This window comes from Thioclava sp. UBA3469 (assembly GCF_002378135.1).
GTDB classification, from domain to species: Bacteria; Pseudomonadota; Alphaproteobacteria; order Rhodobacterales; family Rhodobacteraceae; genus Thioclava; species Thioclava sediminum.
This window is the reverse complement of sequence record NZ_DFRG01000121.1, coordinates 11,473-22,151: the sequence shown is the minus strand read 5'-3', so window position 1 is coordinate 22,151 and position 10,679 is coordinate 11,473. Positions and strand designations below refer to the sequence as shown.

At 59.0% G+C, this 10,679-nt stretch carries 13 protein-coding genes and 1 pseudogene; 9 read left to right on the top strand and 5 right to left on the bottom strand.

The genetic code is table 11. The features are described from left to right. Together B3D39_RS10020 and B3D39_RS10015 are read right to left on the bottom strand one after the other, a co-directional pair. Window positions 1–264, bottom strand: a 264-nt coding sequence (locus B3D39_RS10020) for a disulfide bond formation protein B (RefSeq protein WP_286789646.1), incomplete at its 3' end; no start/stop codon positions are given. 5 nt (window positions 265–269) lie between these two features. Beyond that, window positions 270–836 (bottom strand): SCO family protein, encoded by a 567-nt coding sequence (locus B3D39_RS10015; RefSeq protein WP_026155633.1) that lies wholly within the window; start codon window positions 834–836, stop codon window positions 270–272. A gap of 207 nt (window positions 837–1,043) precedes the next feature. Here B3D39_RS10015 and B3D39_RS10010 point away from each other — a divergent pair, with 207 nt between their 5' ends. From B3D39_RS10010 to B3D39_RS09970, 9 genes and pseudogenes are all read left to right on the top strand, one after another. Continuing rightward, on the top strand, window positions 1,044–1,472 hold the full coding sequence (locus B3D39_RS10010; RefSeq protein ID WP_013959865.1) for a MerR family transcriptional regulator: 429 nt from the start codon (window positions 1,044–1,046) through the stop codon (window positions 1,470–1,472). Between the two features lie 103 nt (window positions 1,473–1,575). Next, window positions 1,576–2,154 carry a cation transporter gene (locus tag B3D39_RS10005; RefSeq protein ID WP_009573601.1) on the top strand — a complete coding sequence of 193 codons (579 nt, stop codon included), beginning with the start codon at window positions 1,576–1,578 and terminating at the stop codon, window positions 2,152–2,154. 95 nt (window positions 2,155–2,249) lie between these two features. Continuing rightward, window positions 2,250–3,005: a transglutaminase-like domain-containing protein gene (locus B3D39_RS10000; protein ID WP_026155634.1), complete on the top strand. Its 756-nt coding sequence runs from the start codon at window positions 2,250–2,252 to the stop codon at window positions 3,003–3,005. Beyond that, window positions 2,995–3,960: a cation diffusion facilitator family transporter gene (locus tag B3D39_RS09995; protein ID WP_010138164.1), complete on the top strand. Its 966-nt coding sequence runs from the start codon at window positions 2,995–2,997 to the stop codon at window positions 3,958–3,960. The genes B3D39_RS10000 and B3D39_RS09995 overlap by 11 nt, the downstream gene beginning before the upstream one ends. A 55-nt stretch (window positions 3,961–4,015) precedes the next feature. Beyond that, on the top strand, window positions 4,016–4,294 hold the full coding sequence (locus B3D39_RS09990; RefSeq protein ID WP_234988885.1) for an STAS/SEC14 domain-containing protein: 279 nt from the start codon (window positions 4,016–4,018) through the stop codon (window positions 4,292–4,294). 410 nt (window positions 4,295–4,704) lie between these two features. Next, window positions 4,705–6,339: a Mu transposase C-terminal domain-containing protein gene (locus tag B3D39_RS09985; protein ID WP_156102976.1), complete on the top strand. Its 1,635-nt coding sequence runs from the start codon at window positions 4,705–4,707 to the stop codon at window positions 6,337–6,339. A 1-nt stretch (window position 6,340) separates the two neighbouring features. After that, on the top strand, window positions 6,341–7,222 hold the full coding sequence (locus tag B3D39_RS09980; RefSeq protein WP_038147410.1) for a TniB family NTP-binding protein: 882 nt from the start codon (window positions 6,341–6,343) through the stop codon (window positions 7,220–7,222). After that, complete coding sequence (locus tag B3D39_RS09975; RefSeq protein WP_038147409.1) at window positions 7,219–8,010, top strand: TniQ family protein; 792 nt, start codon at window positions 7,219–7,221, stop codon at window positions 8,008–8,010. Before B3D39_RS09980 ends, B3D39_RS09975 begins: the two co-directional genes overlap by 4 nt. Window positions 8,011–8,055: 45 nt before the next feature. Further along, window positions 8,056–8,220, top strand: a pseudogene (locus B3D39_RS09970) (SMC-Scp complex subunit ScpB); the annotation flags it as partial. Window positions 8,221–8,236: 16 nt separating this feature from the next. Here B3D39_RS09970 and B3D39_RS20660 read toward each other — a convergent pair. The 3 genes from B3D39_RS20660 to B3D39_RS09960 all read right to left on the bottom strand — a co-directional run. Beyond that, the gene (locus B3D39_RS20660) at window positions 8,237–9,163 is read right to left on the bottom strand and encodes a TniQ family protein (protein ID WP_414717990.1); all 927 of its coding nucleotides are present in this window, start codon (window positions 9,161–9,163) and stop codon (window positions 8,237–8,239) included. Window positions 9,164–9,243: 80 nt separating this feature from the next. Continuing rightward, complete coding sequence (locus B3D39_RS09965) at window positions 9,244–10,110, bottom strand: TniB family NTP-binding protein (RefSeq protein WP_093412196.1); 867 nt, start codon at window positions 10,108–10,110, stop codon at window positions 9,244–9,246. 16 nt (window positions 10,111–10,126) lie between these two features. Continuing rightward, window positions 10,127–10,679: Mu transposase C-terminal domain-containing protein (locus tag B3D39_RS09960; protein ID WP_286789645.1), on the bottom strand; the 553-nt coding region annotated here is incomplete at its 5' end.

Sequence of the window (10,679 nt, the reverse complement as noted above, 5' to 3'; positions counted from 1 at the left end):
ACCGACGTACAGCCCCATGTGCCAGAGGGCGATTGCGCCGCCGCCAAGCGCCAATGCGATGCCGTAGCGCCCCACGCGGCCGTCCCGCCACCAAAGGCCGAGCCCGAGGACAATGGCCAAGGGGAACATGAAGGCGCGCTGGAACCAGCACAGCACACAGGGCGTCTGCCCCAGCACCTCGCCGACAAAAAGCACGGCAAGCGAGGCGACGAGCGCGATGATCCACGCCAGCCCGAGGGCTGTTTCTCCGGACATACGGTTCATGTCGGTCAGAACCTCTCTTCCAGATCGGCGAGTATCTCTTCGGCGGAGGTGCCGTAGGGCCACGAGTCGGCGAAGCCCGCGTCGGGATCGAAGAGGAACAAATGCGACGTGTGGCCCATCGTGTAACCATCCGGCGCCGCAGCCTCTTCGACGCGTTCAAAGAAGATCGGAAACGTCTCGGATGTGGCGGCGATTTGTTCCGGCGTGCCCGTCAGCCCGATGATGCCCGCATCGAACAGCGGGACGTATTCGGCGAGTGCGGCGGGCGTGTCCCGTTCGGGGTCGATTGTTATGAAAATCGGCTGGACCTTGGCGGCATCGTCGCCCAGACCGTCCATCACCGCCGCGACCTCAGATAGGGTCGTCGGGCAGACGTCGGGGCAGTTGGTAAAGCCGAAAAAAACCAGCATCCAGCGCCCCGCAAAGTCCTCCTCGGTTTGAACCATACCCTGGTGGTCCGTCAGTTCGAACTCAGCGAAAAAAGGCGGCTCGGCGTCAGTTCGGGCGCTATCGGCACGATAATCGGACCATAGCAAGAGCCATACGAAGGCAAGCGCTGCCACGCCTGCCAAAACCCAAAGAAACTTCTGTGCCGATGTAAGGGACAATCCTGTTCGCCTGTTTTTGATTCTTATTGCAAGTGCGGATACATCCTCTAGCCGCTAGAGGTTCAAGCACGAAATCATGGTATAGCTTGAACTCACGCGTCTGTGAAACCGACACTTGTTTATTCCGACGGCAAAACCTACACAAACTGTATCTTTTTCATGGAGGCGAAAATGCTCACGATCGGTACTCTGTCAAAGAAGACTGGCACGAAGGTGCAGACCATCCGGTACTACGAACAGATTGGGCTCATGCCCGAACCTGGCAGGACCGAAGGCGGGCAGAGGCGCTACGACAATGCACAGCTCGACCGGCTGTCCTTCATCCGCCATTCGCGACAACTCGGTTTCTCGCTCGATGCGATCCGCGAGCTGCTCGACCTCAGCGACCATCCCAACCGGCCCTGTGATGAGGCTGATGCCATCGCGCGTCGCCAGCTCAAACAGGTGGAGCAGCGCATGGCCCGCCTGAAGGCGCTGCGCACGGAACTGAAACGCATGGTTCACGAATGCAGCGGCGGGCGGACGGGAGATTGCAAGGTGCTTGAGGTGTTGCGGGACCATTCGGAATGCTTGACCGAACACGAGGAAATCGGGGCCTGAAGGAATTCAGCCAACATTCCGGCTGGAACGCAGATCTGCCGCAGAAGTTAATGTGTCGTACAACACAAGCTGGAACCACAAAATGGCCGCTAGACAAGATTCAATGGAGAGACGGACGCTTTGGATCGTTCTGGCGCTCAATATCGGTTTGGCCGTGGCTTTTTTCGCAACAGGCGCCTTCGGCGACTCAAGTGCCCTGATCGCCAACGGGCTCGATAACCTCTCCGACAGCTTCGTCTACGCGATCAGCCTTTTCGCTTTGTCCCGATCCGCCAAATGGAAACGCGGGGCGGCGAACGTTTCCGGCGGGCTGCTGATCCTGTTCGCTGCAGGCATCCTCTACGATGCGTGGCGCCGCTACATCGGTGGGTCAGATCCGCTCGGGACGATCATGATTGCAATGGCCCTGATCGCGGCGGCTATCAACGCAGTCTGCGTTTGGCTGCTCGCTAAGCTCAAAAATCCAAACGTCAATATCCGCGCGGCCAACACCTTCAGTTACAACGATTTCGCCGCGAACCTCGGGATCGTCGTGGCCGGTGGCCTCGTCGCTTGGCTAGGAACCAACTGGCCGGACCTTGTCGTCGGTGTGATCGTCGCCGGGATCGCGGCCTGGGGCGGTATCGACATCCTGCGCGACGCACACGGCGAACACCACAAAGCGGTTCACACGGACAAATAGTTGCGGGAGATTCTTTCTGAAAGAAAGGATTGAAGCTATAGTGACTATAGCAATTAGTCTTGTTCCAAGACGATTCGAGGAGCGACCCGTTGCAGATGATCGACCCCCTACTTGTACCCACCAAACTACTGGATTTTGATGCCGCGCCTCTTGCGCGTCTAATTGAGAACCGCAGCTGGCGCGGCTTATCCGAATACGATCGGATCGGAGCTGCCTATGATTTCGTTCGGAATGAAATCGCGTTCGGATACAATCGAGCTGACGACATCCCCGCATCCGAAGTGCTTTCCGACGGCTATGGGCAGTGCAATACCAAAAGCACGCTCTTGATGGCGCTGCTGCGTGGTGTCGGCATTCGTTGCCGGTTGCATGGGTTTACGATCCACAAAGGCTTGCAGCGCGGTGTTGTCCCTGAGCTGGTGTATCCGCTTGCTCCGCAGGAAATTCTCCACTCATGGGTCGAGATCGAATTTCAAGGTGCCTGGATCAACCTTGAAGGCTTCATCCTGGATGACGCTTTCCTCGATGTCCTGCAAACGTCATTCTCGGACACAGAAAGTCTCTGCGGTTATGGCGCGGGCACGGATTGCCTTGGCGCGCCTCCCGTCGCCTGGAACGGAGAAGATACCTACATTCAGAAAACCGGCATCGTGCAGGATTTCGGCGTGTTTGATACGCCGGACGCCTTCTATTTTTCCCATGAGCAATCCTTTGGATGGCTGCGTGGTGCCCTTTACCGTCATATCATACGCCACTGGATGAATGCGCGCGTTCGTGGTTTCCGCAGCGACCGCCTCAAGACTGACCGACGCGCGACACACGCGCATGAGGAGCCTGCCAATGCCACATGACCACGGGCACGCGCATATCGATCCGGATTCTGGCGATCGGCGGGTTGCCATCGCGATCTGGGCGAACGGGCTTCTTACCGTTGCGCAAATCGTCGGGGGCATATTGTCGGGCAGCCTGGCACTGATCGCCGATGCGCTGCACAACTTTTCCGATATGGCCTCGCTTGTCATTGCCTTTGCCGCACGCAAGATCGCGCGCCGCCCGGCCGATGAGCGCATGACCTTCGGCTATGGCCGGGTCGAAATCGTCGCGGCCCTGATCAACTACACCACCCTCATCGTGATCGGCTTCTATCTGATCTACGAAGGTGGCATGCGCATGATTGATCCACCCGAAGTCATGGGGTGGACCGTCGTCATTCTCGGTGGAATCGCGCTTGTGGTCGACACGCTGACCGCAATGCTGACCTATTCGATGCAGAAGGGGAGCGTGAACATCCGTGCGCTTTTTCTCCACAACCTTTCGGATGCGCTTGCTTCGGTCGCGGTTATCGTCGCTGGGTCGCTGATCATCCTTTACGACATGCGTTGGGTCGATCCTGCCATCACCATCGGCATCGCGACCTACATCCTGTATCTGTCTTTCACTGAAATAGGCGGCCCAATCCGAACCCTGATGCTCGGGAGCCCGCCGGACATCGACAACGAGGCCGTCGTCGAAGCGATGCGGAAAGTCGAAGGCGTCGCCGACGTCCACCACGTCCATCTCTGGCAAATGCAAGAGCACGAGGCTGCGCTCGACTGTCATGTCGTCGTGGCAGCCGAGGGATGGTCGAAGATCGAAGAGATCAAGAGCGCGATCAAGGAGCGGCTGAAGGAAGAATTCGGCATCAGCCATTCCAGCCTCGAATTCGAGCACGAGGATCGCGCTCATCAGAACGCCGATCTCTACGGTCACGGCAACGCAAGTGAAAAGGAGAAGACCAATGTTCAAGGAAACGCTGACCGAGCGTGATGATGTCATCGGGCTCGTCTGCGAAGGCAAGTTGACGGAGACAGAATTCAAGTAAATGCACGCGCTGCTTCATGAGCGTCTTGGAACAACCGATAATCCGGGTCTGGTTCTCGACCTTACAAGTTTCGAGGGCTACGAAGAGCCTTCGGCGATGCTAGAAGATCTGAAGGTCGACACCGCCCACGCGAACGATTTCGGTCGCATAGCGGTTGTCGGAGAACGCAGATGGATGGAATGGGGCGCACGGGTGGTCAACCTATTGACGGGCTCCGAGATGCAGTGGTTCGAATCCAGCGATACCGAGTCCGCAATTGCGTGGGCGCGTGACGGGTAGCCAGCGATTCTGCAAGAAAAGGACTCTGGCCTGGAAATTGACATCACATCAGATGCTTCACGATTAATGGAGGAACGGAACGATCTAAATGTAGTCAGCAACATTTGTCTGCTCGGATGAAACAATCCGATGCAGTTTGATGTCGACTTTAGGCTGCATAATAAGTCCCTACGCGCTGAATTCTTCGAAATTTAACATAAACTTCATTATGCGTCTTTATACTTGGTGTTGCGATAGTATAATATCGTATGTATGCTGGACTCCTGTCGCGTAGCCCTTAATTGTGAGATGGGAAATCCAACGAAATCAACGGCTGAGCTTTGCCCTTAAATATGAGATTTTGCCTTTAATTCTGATATTTTTGCCCTTAAACCTGAGACAGGGTTCACAGACATTTGCGGCAAATATCGATGGATGGTGATGGCGAAGACTGCGTTGCTGTTGGTGCTGAAGAGGCGCGCAGGGCCGCGGTGCTGCGCCCTCTTGTTCAGGCATATCTCAATGGGACTGGCAGCCTGGAACGTGGCATCAATGACGCCGTTTGGGAGCTTGGTGTCAGCAGGGCGACGGTCTGGCGTTGGATAAAACGGTTGGCGGAAGAGGGTGGGCGCACCAGCGCTCTGGCTCCGCGGAAACGGGGCCGCCCGACCGGGACGATGTTAATATCCAGCAAAGTCGAAGCGGTAATCGAGGAGCACCTTCGCCGCTATTTCTTGCGCCGGGAGCGTTCGAGCTTGTCGCGCGTCGTGACAGAAATCCGCAGCGCTTGCTGGCAGGAGGGCTTGCAACCGCCGACACGGCGAACGGTTCAGCGTCGTCTGGATGCGATGGATGCCCGCGAAGTTGCGAAGGCACGAGAGGGCGCAAAGGCGGCCCGCCAGAAATTTGCGCCGGTCACAGGTGAGAACAAGGCCAGTATGCCACTGGAGATCGTCCAAATTGATCATACACCGGCGGACATCATTCTTGTCGACGGCTTTGAACGCAAACCAATTGGGCGGCCTTGGGTCACGCTGGCGATCGACGTCGCAACGCGGATGGTGACCGGATATTACACCTCTCTCGAGGCACCTTCGCGTCTGTCAGTGGCGCTTTGCCTGACACAGGCGGTGGCCCTCAAGGAGGAACTTCTTGCGGAATTGGCGTGCGATGTTCCTTGGCCGGCACAGGGCAAACCGCACAGCATCCACGTCGATAACGGTCGCGATTTCCGGTCGCGCGCCTTTCGGTCGGCCTGTGCGGATTGGGGGATCGATCTGGTCTATCGACCGCCAGCAAGTCCTCACTTCGGTGGTCACATCGAACGGTTGATCGGCACCATGATGGGGGCCGTTCACCTGTTGCCGGGAACAACGCAATCCTCGATCGCGGCAAAGGGCGACTATGACGCCGAAAGCAAGGCCACGATGACGTTGAGCGAATTCGATCGCTGGTTTGCTCTGGAAATCTGCCGTTACAACAACAGCATTCATTCAAGTCTTGGCTGCACGCCCGTTGCCAAATGGGAGGCGCTCTCAGAGCAAATGACAGGCGACATCCCCTTCGAGATGGAAGCCTTTCAGGTGAGCTTCCTGCCGAGTGAACTGCGCAAGATCAGGCGTGACGGCATCCATCTGTTCCAGATAAGGTACTGGTCCGATGCCCTTGCAGGCCACATTGGGCGCGGGGATGGAAAGGTGGTCGTTCGCTACGATCCTCGCGATATCTCAATGATCTGGGTCGAACTGGACGATGGCCGGTATGTTGAGGCGCGGTACAGAAACCTGGAAATTCCGCCCGTCTCGCTCTGGGAATATCGCGAAGCGATGAGGAAGGCCCGTGCCCTTGGCAAGTCCGGGTCTAATGAGCTGGTGCTGGCTGAGCTGATCCGACAGCAACGCCAGATCGAAGCTGAAAGCCGGGGCCTGACGAAGGCCGAACGCAGAACCCGTGAAAGAAAAGGGACATTGAAGGGCACGAACTCGGCCGTCTCGACAACCGAAGGGCTGCGCCCGATCGATACGGGTGATACATCGCGCCCATTGTTCAAGGTGGAGAGATGGTGAATTGAGGGCAGGGACAACTGAAGAAGACGGCCGGATCGCCCTCATTCAATCGGATATCTGGATCGGCTTTCCTCGGGCGGAACAGGTGTTGGACCGCTTGCAGGGCATGATCGAAGCGCCACGACAAACCCGTATGCCTGGGCTTCTTGTGCATGGCGCCTCCGGGATCGGAAAGACGATGATTGCCCGAAACCTGTCGCGCAAGTACGCACCAGAATACGATCCGGCGTCGGGCATCACCCGCACACCGCTTCTGCTGTTGCAAGCGCCGCCCGCACCTGATGAACGGCGGTTTTACCTGCACATCCTGGCCGCCGTCGGCGCCCCGGCGACGGCTCTTAGCGCCCGCGCTCAAAATGTGGCTTCCCTCGAAGTCCGTGTCATCGCGCTCTTACGCGACCTTGGCCTGCGGATGATCATGATCGACGAGGTCCACAATCTCTTGGCCGGGACCCACCGCGAACAGCGCCGATTTCTCAATGTCCTGCGGTATCTCAGCAATGAACTCGAGGTGTCACTGGTCTGCCTTGGGGTCAGCGAGGCCGTCGATGCTATTCGCGGTGATATCCAGCTTGCCCGACGGCTGGACGAACATCATCTGCCAAACTGGCGCGACGATGCCGAGTTCTCGGACATGATCCAGACCCTTATTGCTGCCATGCCACTGGAAAAGAAGTCCAACCTGAAGGTCAAATCTCTCAAGCAGGTCTTGGCACTGACCGGTGGGGTGACCTCGCGCATCTTCGCTCTGGTCAAGGATCTTTCCATCGACGCCATTATCACAGGCGAGGAATGCATCACCGATGACGCAATCGCAAAATGGACGCCGGTTTGGTCGCGCCATGCGAACCCCCATCGGCGGCTCCAGAAGTCCCGGGTGTGAAGCCGCACCCGCTGCCCAAGACTGTCGCGCCGCTGCCAGACGAGTTGTTGTCAGGTTGGTTGTCTCGGCTGGCGGCGGCCAACTACTGTGATGATGCGGAACTACTGGCTCATCTCAGAATCGATACCGCGCATGGCACCGCCTTGGACTTCAACGTCGACGCGGCTGCGGCGGCGAAGATTGCCAACGCCGCACGGGTTAACCCAGATGTTGTTCGATCTTTGACCTTTCCGGCAATGACGCCACGAGAAGCCTCGCTGACGGCTCAGATGCCATTCCAGCATTGCATGCAATGCGCCAGAGAGGGTCTTTCGCTCAGGCATTGGAGGCGGGCCTGGGCATTTGACTGCCAAGTTTGCGGGACGAGACTTGTGCAGACCCTTGGCAAACTCCGTGAGGAACAAATATCTGGAAAACTGATATACCGAGCGCGCCGCGGGGCAGAGATGCTTGAGTGCGCCGCGCGCTCGCGCGGCCCCAAGCAACTTCGGCGCGCAATGCGCGCAGTCACCTTTGCCATGTCACTCAAAACCTTCCGCGGGGATCCGTCGTTCGCTGTCCAGAACCCCAGATCGGAAGTTAGGCTGTTCTGCCTCGCCGCAATCGCCGCCGCTCGATCTCATCCCTTGGCTAAGGCAGCCATCGTCAGCAAAAGCATCGACGACTATGCAAGGGTTGCTCTCTTGCGCGCCTTCGAGAAGGAGCCTCGATTGCTTGCCGCGGTTGATCACATCGCGCAAAGGTGCGCGAGAAACAGGGGCCCCATGACAGCCGTATCTCACAATTAAGGGCAAAAATTGTCGCCAAACGCGTCGCGTCTCAGATTAAAGGGCAACGCGACAGGTCTGATTGGAACTGGGCCGCGCGCGCCGCGTCGTGGTGCCCCCTATACCTTCGTGACCACAGACGCGTTCCTCGCAGCTTTCGGGCTGGAGAGCTTGCGCGATCTGCCAGACGCTGAACAGCTGAATGATGCCGGGCTGGCCGCGCGCGCCTGAAACTCACCGGGAATTTTTACAGCGCTTGCCGCTGCTGATCGAGCCGCGCGGCCGCCTGAACGAGATCCGCCAAATTCGGGCCAGCGGTGTTAGAGCAAGGCCCAGCTTTGGGCCGAGGCAGGACGGCATCGCTGAAAGATGCGACCAGTCCGCCCCAAGCTGGCGCAACCTGAGCGACGCGTTTCCAATAAATGATCGCGGAACTTCTTCGCGTTCCGAACGGCGTCGATTGCCCGTCCGTCAATTGCCAAAACAGCTGATAGCGATCCCGATGAGAGAGGCGCGCGATGGACATTGGCCGTCGACTAAATTGAAAGCAGGCTGATCCAAGAAGGTCCGGGAGTGATCGCCCCTCTGCCATTCGATGCCCTGATGCCTGCAGACGAAGCAGATCGTCGATCAGACGCTCCAGACGCCGAACTCCGTTGGCGGCGGGACGGGTGCGTTTGCAGAGGGCCGCGCCGCACCAGGCGCAGATCTGATGCGGCACAAGACGCTTCTGGCTGAACGGAGCCAATCCGCCCCCGCAAGATGGGCACCTGTCCCGAAGCCGACAACCGTGGTGAAAGCAAGAAACGCGTGTCGCGAGGCTCCAGCCTCGGCGAAAATAGGGCGTTTCGTCTTCCGTCAGACAAGCGGGACAGAACTGCAGCCAGGTAACCTGCCTCCTGGGTGCGCAACTCTGCTGAGGCGATGCCCGCAGGGGCAAACGCAGCCGGGCCAAGGGGTCAGGGGCAATGGTCAGAGCCGCGATGTCTTCCACGGGTATGCCGGTATGCTCTCGCAGAAACTGCAGGATGCGATCGGGCAACGCCCGATCAAGCCGCGCCGACCAGTTCTCACCCGGCGCTCCGAGAAGCGTGCCAAAATAGTGCGGAGGTATGCCGTTCGCGTAGGCGAGGCGGTGCAGCCAACTCGACAGAAGTTCACCTGGTGCGGGCATAATGCTCACTGGCCAACGGCTTCCCGCCACACTTTCATACCGCTCTGCAGGTGTGACGGATATCTCGGTCGGCCCAAACCTCATGTCATATCGTGACGCAAAGCGGAATTACGGCGCCTCGAGAGAGGCACATAGCCGAGGTCCCACAGGGTTGCGCCCGTGATCCGGCCCTCACCGCGCGAGATTGCCGCCACTGCGGCACGGGTGACGATCTCGACAACCTCGCCGATCAGCCCCTCTGACAGATCATGGATGATCTTCGCCAAGGGTTCGCGCGACAGATCGGAGGCTTCGGCGAGCGGCAGACTGGCTTCCAGGCTGTCGAGAAGCGTCGCGAATTCCTCGTCATACGGCCATCGTGGAATGGGGATCGTATCGAAACGTGAGCCCATTTCGTCCGTATCATGAACCGCATCGTAGATCGCGATTTCGCCGACAAGGACGGGTGAGATGTCATGCACCCGTGCGATCCGCCGCAAGAACGAGAAGATGGCCTTCACATCCTGGCGCCGCCCGCGCAACGCGCTGTGGAACTCGTCGAATATCAAAAGGCGCGGCTTCAGGCGCTCGAGAAGATGATCGACCTGATCGCCGGCGCGGGACAGGCTGCGCCAGCCAGCGGCTTGTGGTGCGCGCAATCCGGACAGGATGCTGGCATAGAAATGCGACAGCCCTGCACCTTCCCGGGTCTGGATCACCCACACCTTTTGTTGGTCGGCGGCACGCAGATGTTCGACGGCGAAGCGTTCGGCGATCATGGTCTTGCCGTTGTGGTAGGGACCGGCAAGCAGCAAACCGCGTGGGCGCAGGGATCGCGGTCGCTCGAGCAGCAGTCGCATCGCGTCATGCGCCGCGCCGGCCGCCGGATGGCTGATCCAGCGCGGCGCGCGCACATGGGCGATCCGCACTGCGTCATCGGCCTGCAAGAGTGGGACGGTGGCGGACATGAGGTGGTCCGGCACCTTACCAATCCTCGACCGGGAAGACGCGCCGCGGACGATCCGGGTCGAGCTTTGCCTGGGCCGAGGCGGAAGGCGCAGCGAAGTCGGCATAAGGCTTCTTTGCCTCGGTGGCATGCCGGGCGCGGGTCATCTCCTTCAAACGGCTTTTGGGGGTTTTGGCGGCGGCAACAGTTGCGGCGATTTCGCGTCGGATCGCTGATGCCTCCTGCACAGGGCGCCGCTGGATTTCGCGCCGCCTCTGTCGATCCGCCTGGTGCTGCCAGAGCGTGATCGGCTCGGCCAGTCCGTCCCGTCGCCTGACCGGCCGCCAGGCATGGGTATCCGGATCCTTGACGTAGACATGGCTGATGTCGCGAGGATCATAGCACAGATCCAGCGGCTCCAGCCGGTCACGACGCGCGACCAGCGGGCCCAGCCAGGGCTCGAAATAGTCGATGGCGAAGAGAGTGATGCCTTGAGGTGAAATTTTTCGCGTCTTGCGCGGCAGGAAATTCAGCAGCACATCGACAGGTGCATCGATCGGCTGGTCTTTCGGCTGGAACCGATCTTCCCAC

Coding starts and splice junctions, on each gene's coding strand:
- B3D39_RS10010 (WP_013959865.1), top strand. CDS start 1,044: ATGCTCACGATCGGTACTCTGTCAAAGAAGACTGGCACGAAGGTGCAG.
- B3D39_RS10005 (WP_009573601.1), top strand. CDS start 1,576: ATGGAGAGACGGACGCTTTGGATCGTTCTGGCGCTCAATATCGGTTTG.
- B3D39_RS10000 (WP_026155634.1), top strand. CDS start 2,250: ATGATCGACCCCCTACTTGTACCCACCAAACTACTGGATTTTGATGCC.
- B3D39_RS09995 (WP_010138164.1), top strand. CDS start 2,995: ATGCCACATGACCACGGGCACGCGCATATCGATCCGGATTCTGGCGAT.
- B3D39_RS09990 (WP_234988885.1), top strand. CDS start 4,016: ATGCACGCGCTGCTTCATGAGCGTCTTGGAACAACCGATAATCCGGGT.
- B3D39_RS09985 (WP_156102976.1), top strand. CDS start 4,705: ATGGATGGTGATGGCGAAGACTGCGTTGCTGTTGGTGCTGAAGAGGCG.
- B3D39_RS20660 (WP_414717990.1), bottom strand. CDS start 9,163: ATGCCCGCACCAGGTGAACTTCTGTCGAGTTGGCTGCACCGCCTCGCC.
- B3D39_RS09965 (WP_093412196.1), bottom strand. CDS start 10,110: ATGTCCGCCACCGTCCCACTCTTGCAGGCCGATGACGCAGTGCGGATC.